The sequence below is a fragment of the Peribacillus muralis genome (genome assembly GCF_001645685.2).
Classification (GTDB): Bacteria; Bacillota; Bacilli; order Bacillales; family DSM-1321; genus Peribacillus; species Peribacillus muralis_A.
The window spans coordinates 1273941-1297124 of the sequence record NZ_CP017080.1; the positions used below are offsets into that span (position 1 = coordinate 1273941).

The following is a 23184-nucleotide window of genomic DNA, read 5'->3' on the forward strand; positions in this document are numbered from 1 at the left end:
TTTCGTCATAAATTAAAATAGTAGTAGTAATATTCCTTAAAGGAGTTAGACCGATGGAACAGCGAACTTTTCAAATTGACGACCAGTGGAATATCATCTATTATCCAGAGCGGCCAAGTGGTTTTTCCGTTTTGGTTATTGGAGACCGCAGTCATTTTGTCGAAAAAGACAGCAGCTTTTGGCTTCAGCACCCCGGCAGGATGCAAATATTGGAGCATCTAAAGGGATACGGTTATACGTTATTTTCCTCCAATTTATATGGCGCCAACTGGGGCAGCCCTAAAGCAATGGAACTTTCCCTTAATCTATATATTCTCTTCATGAAAAAGGAAATAGTCAATAAAAGGGTTCATGTATTGGCAGAGGGGGCAGGCGCGCTCCTCGCCCTGAAGCTAATGAATGAACTTGGCAATAATATACGGTCAGTCGTGCTGATCGATCCGGTTTTTTCCTTGAAAGCGCAGCTTGAAAAGGAAAAGGAAAATAAATTTTTCTATAAAAAATGGCTATCCGAGGTTGCGGCTGCATATGAGCTCGAGCCAGCAGAATGTGAACGTTATATTTTGGAATCCGAAGATTCGGTTATTGCGGAGAAAATCCCGATGAAGGTGATCCAGATTTTTGGAAGCATGCGGAAAGAGCAAGCCTCCCTATACAGACAAATCCAGCTTGCCAGAAAGGCAGACTTACAGCTGACCTATTTACTTCCCGAAAAACGTTATAAAATCCCATATCAAATCCAGAAATTTTTCAATGAAAATGAAGAGTCTTTATGAGTTTGGATATATTTCCTCAATGGTTTGCATACGATACAGCATCTAAAAAAACTAGATGTGCCGGATGAAGCAGGCTTGATGGCATACGAGGAGGCTGTATTGATGCAAACATTCATTGTCATTGGCACTTATCAATTTATAGGTTTTTATGTGACTCAACATTTTTTGAACCAAGGTGAAGAGGTTATCGGAATAGACTGGACGGAAAAGGAAGGCAGCCCTCATATTATGGAAGAAAAGGAACTTGAAATAGGTAGAAGTGCCAATTATATATACTTTCCTATAAATAAACTTAAATTATTGGATATTTCTCGTCAGGACACGGTATTCATATCTTGTTACGATTTGTATAACGGAAAAATGGATAAAACCGATATTGTGTTAAGGGAGATCGGTTCGTTTATTGAGAAATGCAAAAAGAATGGTTTGAGCGAAGCTCCAAATATTGTTCTACTCATGCCGATAGAAGAAGAGAGGGTGTTTCAATCCATATTATCCGCGATTGAAGTTGTAGAATGTGCAAAAATCATATATTTACCAACGGTTTATGGACCTTGGCAATCGGAAGGAATGAGTTTCGAAGCTGGAATCAATCAACAAGGACCGTCTGTCATCGAAGCGGCCATCGCTACCGAATATACAGGGGATGCTCTCTTCGTTACCGATTTCGTGAATGCTTTGGAAGATGTAGTAGCTTCTTCCGATAGAAGCATTCAACTTTCCAGCAACATAGCTGATCACTGGAATAAATGTGCCGAGTGTGTTTTTGATGAAGAAATCGTTTCATCGCTTTCACCATCAACACCTAAAATCAATAAAGCCAGCATAGTTCAGGTGCATTGCAACACAGATCCGCAGGAAGGTGTTGCCTCACAAAGAAAACATAATAAACGATTAAGCTTACTTAAGAAATGGAGAAAAGTTTGATGAGGTGTAAAATAATACCAAAAATTATACAATTTGCCTCGCGGCTTTTTGTCTAGTACCATAGAGGTACCTGATATTTAATTTACGCCCTTTACGAAAGGGACATGGCGATTTATGATGATATTGAGCTTTCTTTAAGCATTACATCGATCAATGATGAATTTTCAATAGTAAGGAGGAAACGAAAATGAGTTCAGATAAAACACTTGAATTTATGGGGATTGCAATGAAGTACTTCCCTGAAGCTAAAGCGAAACTTGAAGCGAGTGGGATTCCCTTCTCAATGGAGATGGCTGAGCCGTTCATGGAGCTTTTCAAAAGCGTCATGCAAGAAGCCTATGAGCTTGGCAAGCAAGATGCCCAACGTTAATAAAAATGCAGGCTGTCCGGATATATGGGCAGCCTTGCTTTTTTTATTCCTTTTTCAAGAACTTGTCGATCATTGGGCTCAAATTCAGTTTATCGATGGCTGGCTTGTATTGCCCGTATAAGCCCATCAAAGTTTCGACGCTCTCCATCAATTTCATGTAATCTACATTGGATTCGCCTTCTTTGAATTCGTCTTTCTCCGTTTCAACTTTTCTGCTGCCGAACATCAAATTCGAAAAATGATCATCCTCGGTTCTGCGATTATTGCGGTTGAAGATATCCATAATCATTTCCTCCTTATCACTTTTATTATTAATGTATGTCCCTAAATTGCCTTGGAATAGGCTCTTAACCGACTTCTGAAGCAGTTTCTTATACTTTCAAACTGTTAGTCCTTGCAAGGAAGTGATTTTTTATATAAAATTAGTACCAGGTAATAATAGATGATTATAATAACTCATTAAATATAAGGGGATGGCAATATGAACGCTGGAATATTAGGGCTTGGCCGCTACTTACCCGAAAAAATCTTAACAAATGCGGATTTGGAAAAAATGATGGATACTTCTGACGAGTGGATCCGGACAAGGACGGGCATCGAGGAAAGAAGAATCGCCAATGATGAAATAAATACTTCTGATATGGCTTATGAAGCGGCAAAAGCTGCCTTGGAAAATGCCGAAATTTCTGCTGAAGACATAGATATGATTCTTGTAGCTACAGTGACGCCGGATCAATCCTTTCCAACTGTCGCTTGCATGATCCAAGAGAAATTAGGAGCGAAAAAGGCAGCTGCCATGGATGTAAGTGCTGCATGTGCAGGCTTTATGTATGGGATGATTACGGCTCAGCAATTCATTCAAACAGGTGCATACAAGTATGTGCTGATTGTGGGCGTCGAGAAACTTTCGAAAATAACCAACTGGGAAGACCGCAATACGGCCGTTCTCTTTGGTGACGGTGCAGGTGCAGCTGTGGTGGGACCTGTGGCAGATGGTAAAGGGATCCTTTCCTTCGAATTAGGGGCAGATGGATCTGGCGGGAAGTACCTAATGCAGGAAGGGGAATTCCTTAGCATGAATGGACGTGAAGTGTTTAAATTCGCAGTGCGTCAAATGGGGGAATCCAGCCTGAATGTACTTGATAAAGCGGGATTGACAAAAGAGGATGTCGATTTACTTGTCCCGCATCAAGCGAATATCCGCATTATGGAAGCTTCAAGGGAACGTCTGGGACTTCCTGTTGAAAAAATGACAAAAACGGTTCATAAATATGGAAATACCTCTTCAGCGTCCATTCCGATTGCTCTAGTGGAAGAAATGGAAGCGGGAAGAATCAAGGACAATGACCTGATTATAATGGTCGGTTTTGGCGGAGGCCTTACTTGGGGAGCGATTGCCCTTAGATGGGGTAAATAAAAGACAAATAAACGTACGAACTTTTTAATATTGGAAGGAGCCATTTCGAATGACTAATCGTCGTGTAGTAGTAACAGGTATTGGAGCCATTTCTCCAGTTGGTAATGATGCAGAAACAGGCTGGAAGAATATAATTGAGGGGAAATCGGGTATTGGGCCGTTAACACGCTTGAATGCTGATGAGTACCCCGTTAAAGTGGCAGCGGAAATCAAGGACTTTGATATCGAGACATATATTAACCGTAAAGAAGCGCGCAAAATGGATCGGTTCACTCACTATGCCATTGCAGCATCAGTAATGGCTTATAATGATAGCAAGCTGGAAATAACGGATGAAAATGCTGCACGTGTAGGGGTGTGGATCGGTTCTGGCATAGGCGGACTGGAAACATTGGAAACACAGCACGAAAACTTTTTAAATAGAGGATACAAGCGTGTCAGCCCATTCTTCGTACCAATGATGATACCTGATATGGCAGCAGGCCAGGTATCCATCCTGCTTGGTGCCAAAGGAATCAATTCATGTACGGTAACAGCCTGTGCAACCGGTACGAATTCGATTGGTGACGCATTTAAGGCCATCCAGCGAGGCGATGCAGATGTAATGATCACCGGTGGAGCGGAAGCGCCAATCACCAAGATGTCGGTTGCGGGCTTCTGTGCAAACACAGCGTTATCGACTAATCCAGATCCGCAAACGGCTAGCCGTCCATTCGATGCGAATCGTGATGGATTCGTAATCGGAGAAGGAGCCGGTATTATCGTTCTGGAAGATCTGGAACATGCCTTGAATAGAGGGGCGAAAATTTATGCCGAGATAGCTGGCTATGGTTCAACAGGGGACGCCTTCCACATTACGGCTCCTGCGCCTGGTGGAGAAGGCGGAGCAAGAGCGATGAAAATTGCAATTGAAGATGCAGGTTTAAACCCGGAAGATATCCAATACGTAAACGCCCATGGCACAAGTACGCCTTATAATGATAAATATGAAACGATGGCAGTCAAGGAAGTGTTTGGGGATCACGCTAATAAGCTTGCGATCAGCTCAACAAAGTCCATGACGGGCCATATGTTAGGGGCAGCAGGAGGAGTGGAGGCGATATTCACGATTCAAGCGATCAGGGATAGCATCCTCCCGCCAACCATCAATATTGTAACCCCAGACCCTGAATGTGATTTGGACTATATCCCGAATCAAGCAAGGAAAGGCGAGATTAATGCCGCCATCAGTAATTCCCTTGGATTTGGTGGACATAACGCAACGATTCTTTTCAAGAAATATCAATAATGAAGATGGGCAGGTCTTTTTAGACCTGCCCTTTTTGTATGCTGTCGTGAATCCGAAGGGGAAAAAATGTGTCAACTGCCTTTTTGAAAACATAAGATAGTCAAAAAACGGGGGCAGGAAAATGGGAGTTATTTCTACTGATGAATGGCTGAAGAAGGATTTCGATCGTCCGGTACAGATGATGGAAAAACTTAAAGGTGCGTTCCGCAATACTCTTGATGGAGATGTGATCTATCAGCATTTAATGAAGCACGGCATGTATTCCCCGACTCAAAGAACGAAGCTGACCTGGGAACATTTACGTGATAATGATGCGTGGAAAAAAACACAAGCTCTATTTATGGCTTATAAGAAATTGTGGGGCGGGCCAGATGTGCCTATTTATATTTTTCCGCTGATGTCTTCCGGGATGCGGAAGAAAACGAATGAAATGAAATCAGGGTTGGCATTTGAAGATAAACTGTTCCTTTTTTATGATAAAGACATAGATGACAAGGAAATGGAGGCCGTGCTGATCCATGAATATCACCATGTGTGCCGTTTGCATCATTTAGAGAAGGAACAAAAGGAATTTACGCTATTGGATACGATGGTCATGGAAGGATTGGCTGAGCGAACTGTCGAGAGATATTTAGGTGCAAAGTATTTAGCTAGATGGACCAAGTTATATCAGGAGGATAAACTGCAAGAGTTTTGGAGCAAGCATATAGAAGGGCAACACTCGATAAAGCGTACGGAACCCCTTCATGATATCCTTTTGCGTGGACAAAAAGGATATCCACATATGCTAGGATACTGCTGTGGCTTTTATTTAGTAGGGAAATCCGAAAAGATTTCGGTAAAAAAATCTTTCATCATCCAATCCGAAGAATTCTTATAAAGAACTAATTTATACTTTCTTTTTTTTCTTGATCTCTTTTCTGGAATAGGAATAAATTGTATGGTTCCTGCCTATACTGAGTGACAAACAGAATTTGTTTAAGTGAGGGATGAATGATGCTATATCTTCATGATGTATGGGTTAACTGGTTTGAAGGAGAAGAAAACGGCTATAATATTTGCCATTTTCACGAATGGCGAAAGGATGATGGGATTGAACTATTAGATCAAGTTCCTTTGTTGAAAGTGTCTGCAACATTGTTCGACTACATAGAAAATGACTTGTCAGAATTACCTAAGCCGCTGCTGAATGATGTGTATCAAAAAGCATATGCTAGGAAAAACCATGAACGAATCCAGCTTGATTATTGTTTTATCGTAACTGATGGAAATGGAATTCTAGCTGTTGATACGATAGGTTATCATATTCCAATCAGGAAAAGCAGAATTATTCCCCGCCAGGAACAAATTGTTTATGACATGATAGAAAATCATGATGTCCTGGATTACACATTTACTGAAAAACCTACATCTGAAAAAGAATATCACATTTTATCGCCGTCACCCTTATTCATGAATGGTTTGACTAGAAAGGAAAGACAGCTGAAGCAATTACTATTCATGGCGATGGATCAGTTATTCACGGCGAAAAACACGGCTGAAATCCGTTATTGGTATACAGAATGGGCTCCGGAAAAATATGAGAGCATCCAAGAGATGGATTTTCAAATAGCATGGCTCGAGTTGTATGAGGAAATGAAGGAAGGCTGGTCGGATAAGCACCTTCAACTTTGTGAAAATTTGGTGAAGGGTCAGCCTTTTTTTGAAAAGCTTTGGCAAGTGGAGGCAGGAGATAGCCCATCGATTTTATAGAAATACTTCAAGAAAAGACGATCCGGTGCGGGTCGTCTTTTTTTATACTATATCCCGTTTTCCACTTGTGGGCACTAACCTTTCAAAGAGGCAGGGCCCGCCCTTTTCGCTTTAGCGCCTGCGGTCTCTTGGATGAATATCAGCCACTCCCCTCGTTGCAAAGCGAAAAGATTGGACAAATTCGATAATGGTTCTAAATCCACAAAATAAAAAAAGGGTTTCGGAATGATATCATTCCGAAACCCTTTTATCTGCAAATCGTGAGGATTGGAGAAAAATGGTCTTTATCTGTTAGCTTTTTCTGCCAAGACCCATGCCATTATACATTTTTTTGATCATTTTATTGGCTTCCTTGTTAGCTTTTTCTGCTCCGCGATCCAAAATTTCATCCAATTCAGGTGAATCGATCAATTCATTATAGCGTTCTTGGATAGGAAGGATCTCGGCGAGAACCACTTCAGCCAAATCGCTTTTGAAGTCGCCATACCCCTTTCCTTCGTACAACTCTTCAATCTCCTTATAGGTTTTCCCGCTGAAGATGGAGTAAATCGCCATCAAGTTGGAAACACCTGCTTTGTTTTCTTTATCATAGCGGACAATACCTTCGGAATCGGTAACTGCGCTCTTGATATTTTTTTCAATTTGCTTCGGATCATCCAGCAGGGCAATTGTAGCCTTTTTATTGGGATCGGATTTGCTCATTTTCTTTGATGGCTCTTGAAGCGACATGATACGTGCGCCTTCTGTAGGCAAGCTGATTTCCGGGATTTTAAATATGTCGTTATGCTTTTTGTTGAATCTTTCAGCCAAATCCCGTGTCAATTCAAGGTGCTGTTTTTGATCCTCCCCAACAGGAACTACATCTGTACCGTAAAGGAGAATGTCAGCAGCCATCAGCGGCGGATATGTAAGCAGTGCAGCCGATACCCCTTCCTTACCAGTTGATTTATCTTTGAATTGTGTCATTCTCTCAAGTTCCCCGATATAGGAAATGCTTTGCAATATCCAACCTGCCTGAGCATGAGCGGGCACCTCTGATTGGATGAATATCGTATTCTTTTCAGGGTCAAGGCCTATGGCTAAATATAGGGCAGCTAATGTTTTAATGTTTTTCCTTAATTTAAGGCGATCTTGTGGAACGGTTATGGCATGCTGGTCAACTATACAAAAGAAACAATCATACTCATTTTGTAAATTCACGAATTGTTTCATGGCCCCGATATAGTTTCCTAACGTAACGGAACCGGATGGCTGTATGCCGGAGAAAATCCTTTTCAACTGCTAGTCACTCCTTTAATTGCGTTTTTGATAAATGGATATCCGTTCTTCATTATTGTAAGGATAAATAGATAATGAATCCACTTTTCTTTGAAAGAAATGGCCGTCCATTAAGGTAAACGCTCATTTAATTCTCGTGGAGGGTCAAATTGGCCTGGATCGTTGCTATTTCTGAGAATACGAAATGTCCACTATATCTGTATTTTAGCATTTATTCATAGTAAATGTATAATCCAATCGGGAAGAAGCCTCAAATCAAAAAAATTTGAATTTGGGGATGCAGAATTAGAGGAAAATCAAACCGTTTTCTATATTTCACAATGCTCGGATGATTTTAGGGAAAGCTACACTAAAAGGAACACTTCATGTAAAGTTATCCATCAAGTGGAGGTTATGTTTTGATGGATAAAATTTTTGTATGGCAGAGTTTGATTAATTTTTTGTAATATAGAGGAGTAATGTCGATTCATTGTGGTATTAAAGAAAGGGGTCTATTGTTTTTTTGTTGAAAATTGAAGACTGATGGCGAATGAGGTGGAGGAAATGAAACCAATGAGTAAATGGTTGATGACAGGTGTGTGCATATTCCTTGTTCAACAGCCTGTTCATGCACAAAGCATGAATGAAACGAGGCAGGTAGCATTAGAAGCTAAAGAACTGCCTGTGAATGCACCGCGTTTTGTTTTTGATTCGGGTTTGAAATTCGATTATCCGGATGCAGTGCGAGGGATATATGTCACCGGTCCCGCAGCTGGAGGGAGTAAACTGAACGAACTTATTAAATATGTAGATGAAACCGATTTGAATGCGATGGTCGTCGATATTAAGGATGACTGGGGTAACATTACCTATAAAGCCAAAGATTCCGATTCTCCATATGCTGGTATTGGTAAAGACTACATAAAAGATCCAAAGGCAATGCTGAAGAAATTCGAGGATAAAAAAATATATCCGATTGCCAGGGTGGTTGTTTTCAAGGATTCCCTTCTGGCTAAAGAGAAGCCCGAATGGTCCTTTCAAGATGGGGAAGAGATTTGGAAGAATGGCCGGGGTGAGGCCTTTGTTAATCCATTCTTAAAAGAGGTATGGGATTATAATGTCGGGATTGCCATTGAAGCAGCAAAGATGGGCTTTAAGGAAATCCAATTCGACTATGTCCGGTTTCCTGAAGGGTTCGAAAATAAGGAAGACGACTTGAAATATGATATGGGTGAATATGACGAGGCGAAAGTGAGTCATACAGCTAAACGTGTTCAGGCAGTGACGGATTTCGTAAGTTATGCGAAGAAGCGACTGGAGCCATACGGCGTGAAGGTATCGGTTGATATTTTCGGGTATACAGCTACCCTCCCCGAAGCACCGGGTATAGGGCAAAACTTCACGAAAATTTCCGAGAATGTCGATGTTATATCGTCAATGATCTATCCAAGCCATTGGACATCTTATTTTGGTATTGATAAACCTGATTTAGAGCCTTATGATCTCGTAAAAGAATATGCCAAATTGGAAAATGAGAAGCTGAAGGAATTGAAAACCCCACCAACTTCCAGGCCGTGGCTTCAAGATTTCACAGCCTCGTATTTAGGAGATGGAAATTATCAAAGGTATGGCAAGGAAGAAGTGGAAGCCCAAATAAAAGCGTTGAACGATAACGGAATTGATGAATATCTATTGTGGAATGCAGCGAATCGCTATACTAAGGGAGTCGACTATACCCCGTGAAAAAAAGGATGACCGGGAGGCAAAAGTTTCGGTCATCCTTATTCTCTCTCAATTACCGCTTTTTTTTTCCGCCAACTTGATTCCATCCTGACTGAATTCGTTTGGATTGATCGAAAATATGAGAGTGACGTTTCCCGCCGAACCATTTTTCGCCGATGGCATTCGTCACGACACCATTAACGGCTGTAATCCCAATAACGCAAGCAGCGACCAAAACAAAGTCCGTAAAGTAGCTGATCATCAAAACCCTCCCAATATTTTGAAAATATATTAGTTCTATTTTAGACGATTAGAAAATATATGGAAAGAAAAAATGGTTAAAAAGGAGATGGAATCATGAGCTGGTATGAAAAATTGAATCAATATTTCCCTATTGAAGAAATGAAGTCCAAAGAGCATATAAATGTCTTGCTGGAGGATAAGAAAGAAATATATTTAAAAGATGAAGGACCTGACCATGTTTTATTATATGTAGAGGGAGAAGAGTTTATTTTCATCGATTATCTATTCGTATCCAAAAACTCAAGAGGGCAAGGACTAGGAAGGAAATTGATTCAAAAACTGCAAAAGAAACAAAAAACAATTTTATTGGAAGTGGAGCCTATCCAAGAAAATGACGACGATTCCTTTAAAAGGCTGCGGTTTTATAAAAGGGAAGGCTTCAAGCACGCTTCTTCCATCACCTACAGCAGGAAGTCGCTTGCCACCAAGGAGAATACCCCGATGGAAATTCTATATTGGCCGTCTGCCCCTTCAGTTGAAGACGAAGAAGTATTCGATTACATGAAAGAGATTTATTCGGAAATCCATACTTACAAAGATGATGATCTTTATGGCAAATCTTATCAGGACGTCGAGGATGTGCTAAGCTTGGATGCTAATCAGGAAACGGATATTTTTAAAAAGATGGAAGTATGAAGATAAAGGGCCGGTCATATACCGGCCTTTTGGTTTGTCAAAAAAAGAAAGGTATGCCGTTTCAAAAAGGGAAGCAGGACGAATAAATTCGCGGACGGACGGAAAAAGAGGGAAGCAGGACGAATAAATTCGCGGACGGACGGAAAAAAAGGGAAGCAGGACGAATAAATTCGCGGACGGACGGAAAAAGAGGGAAGCAGGACGAATAAATTCGCGGACGGACGGAAAAAGAGGGAAGCAGGACGAATAAATTCACGAAAGGCTGAAAAAACAGCATCGTTTGCCGAAAAAGTACAAGAAAGCTGAAAAAACAGCTTCAGCAGATATAAATGGTGCATTCTCTCGGGGAGTTAGGCGATAAAAAAGGTTCAATGATCAGAGGAAGGGGAGCGGATTTCTCTGAGAACAACTGTCATCTTTCAATAGGGATATGAATAGGTATAACTTCTCGGGAGGGGAGATGTTCAATGCGTTCTGGGGCTTTTGGTTTCCTTTTTTTTACTTTTTGAAGAGTGTATGCTAAAAGCATCGTTTTTTTTGTGAAAGCAGGAATTCGATTAACATTAAAGAAAATATAGGTATATGCTTTGTTTATCGACAGTGAAAGGGGGTACATAAAAGTAACGAGCCAATCAAAGGAATATGAGGGTCCATTTGAGAGTTAAATGAGAATGATAGCCAGGTATTTTCAATTAGGAAAAGGGATTTATAATGTATTACATAAAAATTAGAAAAAGCTATAGTACAGGGAAAACAAGAAGCTTTAGAGGATTTTTTCAAATATCAAAAAGGGTATTCATTTTAAATAAATTAGTGTATAATAAGGTTTATGAAATACTTATTTAAAATTATTTCAAATTAGAGTGGTACTTATGAATACTAATAGTAGATTTCCCCTCATAGATCACCGATTCTATATTTAGGGAGTGTGAGTAAACATGGTAACATTATATACATCACCTAGTTGTACTTCATGCAGAAAAGCAAAAGCATGGTTAGAAGAGCATGAGATTGGATATAAAGAACGAAATATCTTTTCAGAACCGTTAACGATTGATGAAATAAAGGAAATACTTCGAATGACTGAAGATGGCACTGATGAAATCATTTCAACACGGTCAAAAACTTTTCAAAAGTTAAACGTAAATTTAGAGAGCCTGCCTCTTCAAGAATTATATAAATTGATTAAGGAAAATCCTGGGTTGCTGAGGCGTCCAATTATCCTTGACGAAAAAAGGCTTCAAGTCGGTTACAATGAAGATGAGATAAGACGCTTTTTACCGCGTAAAGTTCGTACTTTCCAGTTGAGGGAAGCACAACGCATGGTCAACTAATTAAAAGGTCTTTCAAGCTCTGCCAGGAATTGTGCAGGGCTTTTTCTTTATACATATTGCATTCTTTTTCGCTTTTTCCTTTTAAAATCGGGTACATTTATCGATTCTTAGGCAAGAGTGGATGTTTGGTGTTTCCAGGCATATCCTATAGTCAGCCTTCATTTAAAGTTAAAGGACGCATTTAATTAGGCATGATGAGGCAGTGCGGGGCAAATGACAGGACGCATGGTGATAGTTGCATGCGGATGAATTTTTTTATAGAATGAATGGAATATTAGGCAAACAATTGTTTTTTAGATAAGTAATGTTTTTTATTTCCCTTCTTCAAGGTTTTGTCATAAAATGATGTAAAATAGTCTGTTCTACCGACTAACATGATTTACAGTATTCACTTACGGGTAAAGAGCTTTTAAGGGCAATTTTCGCTTGGGGGTTATTATCCCTTCAAAATGAGAAAGGAAGGGAGAGGGGAATCATGGAAATCGAACGCATTAATGACGATACAGTTAAATTTTATATTTCCTATATAGATATTGAGGAAAGAGGCTTCGATCGCGAAGAAATTTGGTACAGCCGTGAGAGAAGTGAGGAACTTTTTTGGGAAATGATGGATGAAGTGCACCAAGAAGAAGAATTCATGATTGAAGGACCATTATGGATTCAGGTTCAAGCTCTTGAAAAAGGCTTGGAAGTCTTGGTCACGAAAGCCCAGCTTGCCAAGGATGGTCAGAAGCTCGAGCTGCCTCTTTCAGATGATAAGTTAAAGGATTTGAATGTAGCGGATAAGATGGATACGCTCCTTGATCAGCATTTTCAAGGTAAGGATGAGGAAAGCGGCATTACATTCGAAGACGGTATGATTGAGTTCATTACAACTTTTGAGGATTTCGAAGACGTCATTTCATTAAGCAAGCGTCATGGCTTGGATGATTGGACGACTAAACTTTATGTTTATCAAAATAAATATTATCTTTACATTGAATTTTCCGAGACGGAAATCGACGAGGAAGAAATCGATAATGTTCTAAGTCTTTTATTGGAATACAGCCAAGAGTCTCCTATAACGGTGCACATGCTTGAAGAGTACGGGAAAATAGTTATAGAAAATGATGTATTCTCAACGGTCGATAAATATTTCGCATAAATGTTGAGGCCGATTTCAGTAGAAATCGGCCTTTTCGACCTATGTGCCTGCGTTTGTTAATTGGAGGTAGCTTATGTGAAGAATATAGTTGGCATCAGCCTGTTTTTCCTCTTGTTGATCGGCCCTTGGTTTTTCCTTATAAAAGAAGCCGAAGGAGGATTTGTTTTTTATTCAAGTCTTATACTAACCCTTTTCTTGACGATAATTGGGTTTGTCATTTTCCTGGAAAACAGGAATCCCATTCAAACGATTACTTGGCTTGTTGTTTTTGGCGCTTTTCCCTTCATCGGATGCATTTTTTACTTTTTGTTTGGCCATAATTTCAGAAAAGAAAGGATTTTTCGCAAGAAGTATTTTTTGGGTAAGCAATCTTTTGTGAAAATAAGCGGCGAAGCGGAATATAACGAACGAATAAAGGAAATGGGCGAAAGCTCACAGCAGTTAATCACGCTTGCAAATAGGCTGGGGAATAGTCCTGTTTCATTTACAACTGAAACGCGGATTTTACGGAATGGCCAGGAGACATTTTTCAATATCATCGAGCAATTAAAAAGGGCGAGACATCATATTCATTTGGAATATTATATTGTGAGGGATGACGGCATTGGCTGTGCGTTAAAGGATGTCTTGATGGAAAAGGCTAGTGAAGGGGTAGAGATCCGGTTTCTCTATGATGCGGTTGGCTCCTGGAAGCTGGCTCGTTCTTATATCGATGACTTGAAACGGGCAGGAGTTGAGATGGTGGCTTTTGGACCTTTGCAGCTACCGTTTTTAAACAATACGTTCAATTTTCGTAACCACCGAAAAATCATTGTGATAGATGGTTGTGTCGGGTTCGTGGGCGGTCTTAATATCGGAGATGAATATTTGGGCCTCGATTCAAAATTCGGTTATTGGCGTGATACTCATCTTATCGTAAAAGGGGAAGCGGTCCGGACGTTACAGCTCATTTTTTTACAGGATTGGTATTACAGCACCAATCGTAGCTTCTTAACGGATGAATATCTAATGACTGACGTTTCGCCCCCTAGTGATCATGGGGGGGTCCAATTGATTGCTGGCGGTCCGGACAGTGAATGGACAGTCATAAAGAGCATTTTCTTCAAGATGATCACTGCTGCAGAAAAATCCGTCTGGATTGCTTCTCCATATTTCGTTCCTGATGATGATATCCTTCAAGCGCTGAAGGTAGCTGCTTTAAGTGGTTTGGATGTCAGGCTGCTAGTTCCGAAGAACCCTGATAAAAAGATTGTTTACCATGCTTCGAGAACCTATTTTCCCGAAATGCTTGCTTCGGGGGTGCGCATATTCCAATATAAAGAAGGCTTCATGCATAGCAAAATCATCATTGTTGATGATCAGTTGGCTTCGATAGGGACAACCAATATGGATATGAGAAGCTTTCATTTAAATTTCGAGGTCAATGCCTTTCTTTACAGAACGGAAAGCACCCAACAGCTTGTGAATGACTTTGTGAACGATTTAAAGGTGTCTCAAGAGGTGGAGATGGATGAATTTTCCAATCGTAGTTTTAGATTGAAAGTACTTGAATCCACCTGCCGATTACTTTCACCACTTCTTTAAAGATCCATCTTCCGTTTTATGCCGATCAGGCATTTTTTTTTTGAAATGAAAGGAATCGATGGCGATTCAAGCGAATGTTATGGGAGAGGAGGAGAATTATGCTAACTGCGAAAAAAAAAGATGGGACATGGATTACCCTTCCTGAAAAGCTGTCAACCACTCTACTGATGCGATTAAAGGAATCGGGGAAATATTACTGTCCATGCTGCAAGATGGAAATGTCGATAAAAGCTGGCAGTGTCAGGATTCCTCATTTCGCCCATAAAAATAATCATTCGTGCCGTGCATCCTCGGAACCGGAATCCGCTTATCACTTAGCTGGAAAAAGAAAATTATTTCACTGGTTTTCGTCACATGATTATCATGTCGAACTTGAAGCCTACCTTCCTGAAATTGAGAAAAGGGCAGATATTTTGGCAACGATAGGAGGCAATCGCTATGCCATAGAATTTCAATGCTCCACCATACCGGAAAACGAATTCATTGAACGTACAAAAGCTTATCGAAGCATAGGCATCAAGCCACTATGGATTCTTGCTGCAAAGCGCCTGAAAAGAAAAAACAAGCATGAATTCCATATATCCGATTTTGAATGGCTCTTCGCCACCGGCAGTTGCCAGCACCCATTTCTTTGGATGTTTTGTCCGGAATCGAACCAATTATCAGTGTTAAAGAATCTCACTCCCTTTTCCCCCAGAACCGTCTTTGCCGAATTGACGACCGCTCCTTTGGAGCTTCTGCCCCCTCATAAACTATTACCTCAAGAATGCTCCAGTTTCCCTTTTCTTCCTGCTTGGAGACAAAAACGAAAGAATTGGTGCCTGCACGTTGTGAAAACGGCACGTAGAGGAGATCCTTTTTTTAAAAGACTGTACCTAGAAAGGATGGCAGCTGCAACCATTCCTGCTGAGTTTGGGATACCTGTTAAGGGGATGCTATTGATCAAGACCCCTGCAATGGAGTGGCAAGGTTGGTTTTACATGGATGTGTTTGGAAAGCAAAAACCTGGGGAAATGATTTACATGACGGATGTTCTCCGACATTTTTGGAAGCATGTAAAAAATGGAGAAATAAAATTCAGAATGTTACCCATGCTGCATGAAAAGTCCGCCGAATATCCATTAATGCAATATCTTCAACTGTTGGAGAAGATGGGGTACATAGCGCAGGTGACAGAAGGGGCGTTCACAGTTGAAAAGCGTATGTCCGTTCCCTCCAATGGTGAAGAAGGTCAAAAAATGGAAAGAAAATTTTATCATGAGCATAAATTGCTGATTGAACAGGGAAATATCCAGTATAATCAAGGGTGATATTCATTTGTCCTTGAATTGACGAGAAAGGGCAGGATTATTTTTGTTAATGGAGAAATAGTAATAGGAATGGGGATTTAAACTGAAAAAGCATCAATTCCCTGGTAATGATTGAAGCGTTTAATCCAGTTTGATGTCGATTGGCTGATTGGCAAGTTTTCTATAGAATGGAGAGGGTTTTTATGGTGCAGGAAACAAAAGTGAATACTTTACCGGAGAGAAACGAAATAGCAGCCGAGGATACTTGGAGACTTGAAGATATTTTCGCAACCGAGGAAGATTGGGAAGCCGCCTTTAAAGCGGTGAAAGAAGATCTCAAAAAAGCGGATGCACACAAAGGAACGCTTGGTGAGAGTGCGGAAAAGTTATTTTCAGCTCTTCAACTTCAAGATGAAGTATTTGAAAACCTAGGAAAAGTGTATTCATATTCACATATGCGCAATGATCAAGATACGACGAACGCTTTTTATCAAGGGAAGGAAGATCGGGCAAAAGCTTTATTTGCTCAAGCAGCTGCCGCATTTTCTTATATGGTACCTGAACTTTTGAGTATTGATGAAAGCAAAGTGGCTGGATTTTTGGAAGAAAAAGAAGAGCTGAAACTCTATAAACATTCCTTGGAGGAAATAAGTCTTCAAAGGCCCCATATCTTAACTGCTGAGCAAGAAGAATTATTGGCACAGGCATCAGAGGTACTCGATGCATCAGGCAATACGTTCGGCATGCTTAACAATGCCGACTTGAAATTCCCGACCATCAAGGATGAAGAAGGAAATGAAGTGGAGATCACTCACGGACGGTATATTCGTTTTCTTGAAAGTGAAGACCGTCGTGTACGTGAGGAGGCGTTCAAAGGGGTATACAGCAAGTATGGAGAGTTCCGCAATACCTTTGCCTCCACCTTGTCCGGAGAAGTGAAGAATCATAACTTCAATGCGACGGTTCGCAAATATGATTCAGCAAGACATGCGGCTTTAAGCAGCAATAACATCCCGGAGACGGTATACGATAACCTTGTCAAAACGGTTAATGACAATCTGCCTTTGCTGCACCGTTACCTTGAATTGCGTAAGAGGGTACTCGCTTTGGATGAACTTCATATGTATGATTTATTCACTCCGCTCGTAAAAGAAGTGAAGATGGAAGTGACATATGCTGAGGCAAAAGATTATGTCCTTAAGGGTCTTGCCCCGCTTGGCGAGGACTATTTAAATGTGTTGAAAGAAGGATTTGAAAATCGCTGGGTCGATGTACATGAAAATAAGGGGAAACGAAGCGGCGCCTATTCCTCCGGTACATATGGCACGAATCCATACATTTTAATGAACTGGCAAAATAACGTCAATAACCTATTCACGCTCGTTCATGAGTTTGGGCATTCGGTCCATAGCTACTATACACGCAAATGTCAGCCATATCCATATGGAAACTACTCGATATTTGTTGCTGAGGTCGCCTCGACTTGTAATGAAAACTTATTGAATGATTATTTATTGAATACAATCGAAGATGAAAAAAAGCGTATTTATTTATTGAATCATTACCTGGAAGGCTTCCGTGGAACATTATTCCGCCAAACGATGTTTGCAGAGTTTGAACATGCAATCCATCTAAAGGCGCAAAATGGGGAAGCGCTGACAGCCGATATGCTCACGAAGGAATATTATGAGCTGAATAAGAAATACTTTGGCGAGAATGTGACCATAGATGAGGAAATCGGGTTGGAATGGGCACGGATACCACATTTCTACTACAATTATTATGTTTATCAATATGCGACAGGAATCAGTGCAGCTACAGCTTTGAGCAAGCAAATTCTCGAAGAAGGCGAACCTGCAGTCAAAAGATATTTGGAATTCTTGAAATCGGGAAGTTCCGATTATCCAATCGAAGTACTCAAAAAGGCTGGGGTCGATATGACAAAAGCCGAGCCTGTCCAAGAAGCCATGAATGTATTCGAAGAGAAGTTAAATGAATTGGAAGAGCTATTGAATAAATAAGATACGGAAGGGACCCGGGCAGCTCCGGGTCTTTTTTTGTAATGTCTCCTTATAAGCCTTTAAACCGATTCCTCTGATTCCTGCTATGAAGTATGATGAAAAAAACGAAAAATAAAATCGGGGAAGAAAAATACAAAGGAATGAGGTCCATGATTCCGAGCAGCTGGACAAATAACGAGCCTATCAAGAGTATCGATAAAATGACGCCTTTCAATTTGGCACCTCCAACCTGAAAAGGATGACTTGCTCCTATGTTAGATTTTATGTTATGGAATAAGCAGTATTCTAAGAATATGACAAAAATGTGAAATATCGCACAAAGTTCTTGCAATGATAGTGCATAACTTGATATAGTACAGATATAGAAGTTCTCACATCCCAAACTTATACCCCTTTGTTTGAACGTCGTGAAATTTCTCCCATCCCCTTTGTTCGTATAAATAGGAAAAACCCTGACGGATTTCACGATTTGTCGGGGTTTTTCTTCTATCTGGCAAACAAACGGCCGCAAGGGGCAAGCTGGAGTATGAAGGGGTAAAATGATTAACAATTTCAAGCATGTAATATTGTATTTCCTTAATCGTTAACGCCATGTAAGTAAAATAAAATTGCTTGTAGTTTGTGATTGCAAAGGGATATGTGATTATAAGATCTATTTTGTGAACAAATTGTGAAATGTTGAACAAAGGGTTGATGGATGGATGCGTCATCTGTTATAGTTATTATTGTGAAGTGAATCACATACAAACTTATACCCCTTTGTTTGATCGTGAAAAATTTCTCCCATCCCCTTATTTCTTATATGAAACAAAAAAGCAGTCATTTTCATGACTGCTTTTTTGTGTATCTCCAAAACGTCCCATATTTAGCCGGGATTTTCTCAGCCAGCTGTTTTAATACAAGTTTTTTCATTTCCAGCTCGACAGTAGTTCTGTTCATATTGTAAACCGTTTCGATTTCCTTGGTTGCGACCAGTTTGAAACAGCTTAAGAAATCTTCAAGGGAGGGTGGTTTGGCAGGTGCGGGGAGACCGTTCAGCATATCTTCTAGAATCTGAACATATACCTCGTAAGAATAAACACCCGAAACCTTTATTCCTTCTTCTTCAATGTTTTGATTGAAGAAGACAAGAGAAGGGATTTCCGTCACTTCCATTTCACTCGTGATTTTCATATCACATTGAAAGCCCCTTGCTGCACTTGAAGAATTGATGTCGTATAGGAATTCCTCGACATCCAACCCAACCTTCTCGGCACACTCCGTTAGAATACCAATATCGGAAATATCCTTTTTCCCGATGAATACATATTCTTGAAGCTGCCTTAAAAAGCGAATGGCCAATTTTCGGCCCTGCAATTCAGCTGCTTTTATGGCGATGGAAGCTGTATATGGAGAAGAGATTGGGTTTTCGGACCAAAGGCTTCCGTCACAGGACATTCCCGAGCGACTGGCTGTCTTTTCCCAAACATGAGCAAGGTTTTCAAAATTTTTATTTTTCCCCATATTAAGAGAATCAATCTTACCGCTTAAAACATGGCGTAAGCTGAATAACTGACCATATTCTATCTGTAATTTTCTAATAATTGGTTCTAAGCCCCAGCATTCGGGACAAAGCGGATCAACAAAAACATAAATTTCAATTGGCTTTTTTCCTATATCGTAGCAATGCTGTGTTTTAATCCAATCGGAAATGTTGAAAACTGGTTTATGTGCGCTCAACTTTCTTCTCCTTTCCCGTCCGTACCGGATGTATTGATCATATGCTGTGCCGTCAAATAAAGGCGATGATAGAAGAATTCCCTAATTTCACCCTCAAGGCCCACTTCGTCCATGGCATGGTACATGCATGATAGCCATGCCTTCGCACGTTCTGGTGTAATTTCAAAAGGTATATGTCGAGCCCGCAACATGGGGTGGCCATGTTCTTCGGTATATAAAGACGGACCGCCTAGATATTGCGTCATGAATTGTTTTTGTTTACGGACCGTATCTGTTAAATCGTCAGGGAAAATCGGCTTCAGATCAGGGTGTTGACTAACGTTGGAGTAAAACACATCAATTAACCTGTGTAATTGCCCTTCTCCAATTGTTTCATATGGTGTAGGGTTCCCTTGCATCATGTTGATTACTCCTTTAAAAGAAAAATGGTTGATATTTATTCATATTTTATCAATGACGTCGTGATATAACAAATATATAGCTTGAAGAAAATTTTACATCTGTAGTATGACACAGAGGGTAAAGAGGGAAAGTCGAACCTGGGATCCCTTGCAGGAGAGATGGACCGCGAAAAAACTGACCCCGAAGAATGGGGTCAGTTATCGTTAGCTTAAAAATGTTCCGTAAACACTTTGAACATAATTGCGTGTTTCTTTGAAGGGGGGAATGCCGTTATATTTATCCACATTTCCCGGCCCTGCATTATAAGCCGCAAGGGCGAGCTGGATGTCTCCGTCATACCGGGTCATCATCTGACTTAAATATTTACTCCCTCCCATGATGTTTTGTTCCGGATCTGTGGCATCATGCACTCCAAGGCTTCTGGCGGTTGCCGGCATTAATTGCATAAGCCCCGCCGCTCCCGCATAACTGACCGCTTTAGGGTTAAAGTCCGACTCTTGTTTAATGACCGACTTTATCAGTTTTTCCGGCAGCTTATATAAAGTGGCTGCCTGGCTGATGATTTCGTCAAAATTTGTTCCGGATTCCCCCGTCACCTTTTCAGTGGGGGGAGCAGGAGTGACAGGAGTCATCGATGCTGCATTCCTTGATTGAAGGATGGACTTCGCTTCCGTTTCCACAGTGGCCAATAAGGAGCCCAATTTTTGCGAGGTTCCGTCTAGCGTTTCACCGGAAACCAGTTCAGACAGCATGTCCTGAAAAACCGAATGCGATGAATCCGTACTTGAGTTGCTTCTATTTGTGAATTGCTGGATGGCTTGCAATTCCATAAATGTTTTGAAATCCTGGATCTTCAGACTCTCCACCTCCGAATATGGTTCAATCAGGGTCAATCCTTGAATTTGGCACGATAAAACCGTTTAACTTTATTTTCGGTTTTTCTTTCAGGAATTTGAAGGGTTTCAAGCAGGTTTATGAAAATATTTTTTCCGGCTTTTGCGTCCGTCACTTCATATTCAAGCTCATAGTCCTCTTGATCCAAATAAGAACTATGATCTAACACAAGCAACCCTTCCTTGTAAGGAAATTCAAACCTGTCCGTCTCCAGCGTCCCAAAACAAGTGAAGGCATCCGTATCCAACCCATCTGCAGTGAGGAGGCTTAGAATCGACCCTTCAGGGAATGTGCCATCCTTCAAAAATGCGATGGCTGCTTCGGCCGTGATGGCTTGATTCGTTTCCAACAATCCCTCTTTGGCTGGCTGCTTTAATGTCAGTTCATAACGATCGTTTTTTTTTCGGATCCGAAGCGCAGAACTTCGATTTTTCAATTCGAAATCAGATGTATCGAAATAATGATTTTGCTGAGATGTGAAACGCGCCGCTTCGATCTCGAAGTGATCAATCAGCTTCCGAAATTCTTTTTCATCCAAAAGGTTTTTAAACTCGATTTCAATATGCTGGTTCATGTATTTCTTCCTTTCTGATCTTCCAATTAAATTAACTATATAAGAACCAATTCAGCTGTCAAATGGAAGGCAATAATTTTTTACTATTATACTTGAATATTTAGGAATCATTTGCAGGTTATGATAAAATATAAACGTTGAACATATGAGAAGAAATCATACATATTTTTTTGTCATTGAAGAACTTTACCAAATAAAGAAGTGAAAGCAGTGTGTCATAGGACCGCTGGATAAGGAGAGAGCGTTCTGCCCATACCAGAGTTGAACAGGCGCTTTTTAGATAGATATAGGTGGTGTGGCAATGGAGAGTTGGGACGATTTCTTGGCACCGTATACACAGGCTGTCGAAGAATTGAAGGTTAAGCTAAAGGGATTGAGGAAGCAGTTTGAGAGGGAGAACATTCACTCCCCGATCGAATTTGTTACGGGCAGGGTAAAGCCGATTGTCAGCATTTTGGATAAGGCGAGTCAGAAGGACATTCGGATTGATAAATTGGGAACGGGGATGCAGGACATTGCTGGTCTTAGGATGATGTGCCAGTTTGTGGATGATATTGAGCAAGTAGTTGAACTTTTACGGGGCCGCAATGATTTCGAAATCGTCGAGGAAAGGAATTATATTTCCCATAAGAAAGCAAGCGGCTATCGTTCTTACCATGTCGTCATCAGGTATCCGGTCCAGACGATCCATGGCGAAAAAAATATCCTTGCCGAAATTCAAATCAGGACGCTCGCGATGAATTTTTGGGCTACGATTGAACATTCGTTAAATTATAAATATAAAGGCATTTTTCCGGAAGATATTCAACTGCGGCTGAAACGTGCGGCGGAAGCTGCTTTTCTGCTTGATGCAGAGATGTCGCAAATCCGGACGGAAATCCAGGAAGCACAGCGCCTCTTTTCAAGGAAGAAGGATTCTTGAACGCTTGAATGGGTAATTAAGAAGAAATTTAAAGGTAAGGTGGGATTACATGAAATTCGCGATTACGTCAAAAGGAGATGCAAAATCGAATACTTTGATGCAAAGGATGCGAACGTACCTCCAGGACTTTCAGTTGGAATACGACGAGGACCAGCCGGATATCGTCATTTCGGTCGGCGGTGATGGCACATTATTATATGCTTTCCACCGTTATAAGAATCGTTTAGATAAAACGGCCTTTGTTGGTGTGCATACTGGACATCTTGGTTTTTATGCAGATTGGACCCCGGATGAAATCGAAAAATTGGTGATAGCTCTGGCGAAAACCCCCTTTCAGATTGTGGAATATCCGTTGTTGGAAACGATCGTCCGCTATCAGCATGGAGGGCGTGAAGCCAGATTTTTGGCTTTAAATGAATCGACAGTCAAGAGCGTCGAGGGCACGCTCGTCATGGATGTCGAAATACGAGGGCAGCATTTCGAGACGTTCCGCGGTGATGGTCTATGCATTGCCACCCCATCGGGCAGCACGGCATATAATAAGGCTCTTGGGGGGGCCATCGTCCACCCTTCCATCGATGCCATCCAGATAACCGAATTGGCATCCATCAATAACCGTGTGTTTAGGACGGTTGGTTCGCCACTTTTGCTGCCCGCGCATCATACGTGTATGTTCAGGCCTGTAAATGCAGTCAATTTCCAAATTACGATCGATCATTTAACTCTTCTTCAAGAGGATGTAAAGTCGATTCAGTGCCGGGTGGCTGATGAAAAGATACGCTTTGCCAGATTTCGCCCTTTTCCTTTCTGGAAAAGAGTGCATGATTCATTCATTGCTAATTAAGGAGATACA

General features: G+C 40.9%; 23 protein-coding genes. 16 read left to right on the forward strand and 7 right to left on the reverse strand.

All coding sequences use genetic code 11. The annotated features are described in order from the left end of the window. Positions 1 to 53: 53 nt before the first annotated feature. From ABE28_RS06075 to ABE28_RS06085, 3 genes are all read left to right on the forward strand, one after another. Positions 54 to 776, forward strand: a complete 723-nt coding sequence (locus ABE28_RS06075; RefSeq protein ID WP_064466588.1) for a hypothetical protein — start codon at positions 54 to 56, stop codon at positions 774 to 776. Positions 777 to 878: 102 nt separating this feature from the next. Continuing rightward, positions 879 to 1703: a Rossmann-fold NAD(P)-binding domain-containing protein gene (locus tag ABE28_RS06080; RefSeq protein ID WP_064466587.1), complete on the forward strand. Its 825-nt coding sequence runs from the start codon at positions 879 to 881 to the stop codon at positions 1701 to 1703. A 187-nt stretch (positions 1704 to 1890) separates the two neighbouring features. Beyond that, positions 1891 to 2073 (forward strand): ComZ family protein, encoded by a 183-nt coding sequence (locus tag ABE28_RS06085; RefSeq protein WP_034314525.1) that lies wholly within the window; start codon positions 1891 to 1893, stop codon positions 2071 to 2073. 43 nt (positions 2074 to 2116) lie between these two features. On the opposite strand, the gene ABE28_RS06090 is transcribed toward ABE28_RS06085, so the two are convergent. Then, on the reverse strand, positions 2117 to 2356 hold the full coding sequence (locus ABE28_RS06090) for a hypothetical protein (RefSeq protein ID WP_064466586.1): 240 nt from the start codon (positions 2354 to 2356) through the stop codon (positions 2117 to 2119). A gap of 198 nt (positions 2357 to 2554) precedes the next feature. On the opposite strand from ABE28_RS06090, the gene ABE28_RS06095 reads away from it, so the two are divergent. The 4 genes from ABE28_RS06095 (at position 2555) to ABE28_RS06110 (ending at position 6530) form a co-directional block, all read left to right on the forward strand. Continuing rightward, a complete protein-coding gene (locus tag ABE28_RS06095) occupies positions 2555 to 3490 on the forward strand; it encodes a beta-ketoacyl-ACP synthase III (RefSeq protein WP_064466585.1) in 936 nt (311 codons plus the stop codon). A gap of 49 nt (positions 3491 to 3539) precedes the next feature. Then, positions 3540 to 4778 carry a beta-ketoacyl-ACP synthase II gene (gene fabF / locus ABE28_RS06100; protein WP_064466584.1) on the forward strand — a complete coding sequence of 413 codons (1239 nt, stop codon included), beginning with the start codon at positions 3540 to 3542 and terminating at the stop codon, positions 4776 to 4778. Positions 4779 to 4899: 121 nt separating this feature from the next. Continuing rightward, positions 4900 to 5658, forward strand: a complete 759-nt coding sequence (locus ABE28_RS06105) for a DUF2268 domain-containing putative Zn-dependent protease (RefSeq protein ID WP_064466583.1) — start codon at positions 4900 to 4902, stop codon at positions 5656 to 5658. A gap of 116 nt (positions 5659 to 5774) precedes the next feature. Beyond that, positions 5775 to 6530: a YjbA family protein gene (locus ABE28_RS06110; RefSeq protein WP_064466912.1), complete on the forward strand. Its 756-nt coding sequence runs from the start codon at positions 5775 to 5777 to the stop codon at positions 6528 to 6530. A gap of 291 nt (positions 6531 to 6821) precedes the next feature. On the opposite strand, the gene trpS is transcribed toward ABE28_RS06110, so the two are convergent. Next, the gene (gene trpS / locus ABE28_RS06115) at positions 6822 to 7808 is read right to left on the reverse strand and encodes a tryptophan--tRNA ligase (RefSeq protein WP_064466582.1); all 987 of its coding nucleotides are present in this window, start codon (positions 7806 to 7808) and stop codon (positions 6822 to 6824) included. 552 nt (positions 7809 to 8360) lie between these two features. Between trpS and ABE28_RS06120 the strand changes: the two genes are divergently transcribed. After that, complete coding sequence (locus tag ABE28_RS06120) at positions 8361 to 9530, forward strand: putative glycoside hydrolase (RefSeq protein ID WP_257390727.1); 1170 nt, start codon at positions 8361 to 8363, stop codon at positions 9528 to 9530. A 52-nt stretch (positions 9531 to 9582) separates the two neighbouring features. Here ABE28_RS06120 and ABE28_RS06125 read toward each other — a convergent pair whose 3' ends face one another. Beyond that, the gene (locus tag ABE28_RS06125; RefSeq protein ID WP_064466581.1) at positions 9583 to 9771 is read right to left on the reverse strand and encodes a hypothetical protein; all 189 of its coding nucleotides are present in this window, start codon (positions 9769 to 9771) and stop codon (positions 9583 to 9585) included. A 95-nt stretch (positions 9772 to 9866) separates the two neighbouring features. On the opposite strand from ABE28_RS06125, the gene ABE28_RS06130 reads away from it, so the two are divergent. The 6 genes from ABE28_RS06130 to pepF all read left to right on the forward strand — a co-directional run bounded on the left by ABE28_RS06130 (position 9867) and on the right by pepF (position 17820). Then, positions 9867 to 10448 carry a GNAT family N-acetyltransferase gene (locus ABE28_RS06130; protein WP_064466580.1) on the forward strand — a complete coding sequence of 194 codons (582 nt, stop codon included), beginning with the start codon at positions 9867 to 9869 and terminating at the stop codon, positions 10446 to 10448. Between the two features lie 938 nt (positions 10449 to 11386). Beyond that, positions 11387 to 11782: a transcriptional regulator SpxA gene (gene spxA, locus ABE28_RS06140; RefSeq protein WP_034314502.1), complete on the forward strand. Its 396-nt coding sequence runs from the start codon at positions 11387 to 11389 to the stop codon at positions 11780 to 11782. A 475-nt stretch (positions 11783 to 12257) separates the two neighbouring features. Then, on the forward strand, positions 12258 to 12926 hold the full coding sequence (gene mecA / locus ABE28_RS06145) for an adaptor protein MecA (RefSeq protein WP_064466579.1): 669 nt from the start codon (positions 12258 to 12260) through the stop codon (positions 12924 to 12926). Between the two features lie 75 nt (positions 12927 to 13001). Beyond that, positions 13002 to 14510: a cardiolipin synthase gene (cls, locus tag ABE28_RS06150; RefSeq protein WP_064466578.1), complete on the forward strand. Its 1509-nt coding sequence runs from the start codon at positions 13002 to 13004 to the stop codon at positions 14508 to 14510. Positions 14511 to 14608: 98 nt separating this feature from the next. Next, complete coding sequence (locus tag ABE28_RS06155) at positions 14609 to 15820, forward strand: competence protein CoiA (RefSeq protein ID WP_064466577.1); 1212 nt, start codon at positions 14609 to 14611, stop codon at positions 15818 to 15820. A gap of 182 nt (positions 15821 to 16002) precedes the next feature. After that, entirely contained in the window at positions 16003 to 17820 is a 1818-nt protein-coding gene (gene pepF, locus ABE28_RS06160; protein ID WP_064466576.1) for an oligoendopeptidase F, read from the forward strand. A gap of 825 nt (positions 17821 to 18645) precedes the next feature. Here pepF and ABE28_RS06175 read toward each other — a convergent pair. The 4 genes from ABE28_RS06175 to ABE28_RS06190 all read right to left on the reverse strand — a co-directional run bounded on the left by ABE28_RS06175 (position 18646) and on the right by ABE28_RS06190 (position 21409). After that, positions 18646 to 19539 (reverse strand): ClpXP adapter SpxH family protein, encoded by an 894-nt coding sequence (locus ABE28_RS06175; protein ID WP_083231967.1) that lies wholly within the window; start codon positions 19537 to 19539, stop codon positions 18646 to 18648. Then, positions 19536 to 19940, reverse strand: coding sequence for a globin domain-containing protein (locus tag ABE28_RS06180; protein WP_064466574.1), 405 nt, complete (start codon positions 19938 to 19940; stop codon positions 19536 to 19538). Before ABE28_RS06180 ends, ABE28_RS06175 begins: the two co-directional genes overlap by 4 nt. Positions 19941 to 20144: 204 nt before the next feature. Next, positions 20145 to 20771, reverse strand: a complete 627-nt coding sequence (locus ABE28_RS06185) for a lytic transglycosylase domain-containing protein (RefSeq protein ID WP_064466573.1) — start codon at positions 20769 to 20771, stop codon at positions 20145 to 20147. Positions 20772 to 20830: 59 nt separating this feature from the next. Further along, on the reverse strand, positions 20831 to 21409 hold the full coding sequence (locus ABE28_RS06190; protein ID WP_064466572.1) for a CYTH domain-containing protein: 579 nt from the start codon (positions 21407 to 21409) through the stop codon (positions 20831 to 20833). A gap of 301 nt (positions 21410 to 21710) precedes the next feature. On the opposite strand from ABE28_RS06190, the gene ABE28_RS06195 reads away from it, so the two are divergent. Further along, positions 21711 to 22331: a GTP diphosphokinase gene (locus tag ABE28_RS06195; protein ID WP_064466571.1), complete on the forward strand. Its 621-nt coding sequence runs from the start codon at positions 21711 to 21713 to the stop codon at positions 22329 to 22331. Positions 22332 to 22380: 49 nt separating this feature from the next. Next, positions 22381 to 23175, forward strand: a complete 795-nt coding sequence (locus tag ABE28_RS06200; RefSeq protein ID WP_064466570.1) for an NAD kinase — start codon at positions 22381 to 22383, stop codon at positions 23173 to 23175. Positions 23176 to 23184: the final 9 nt, after the last annotated feature.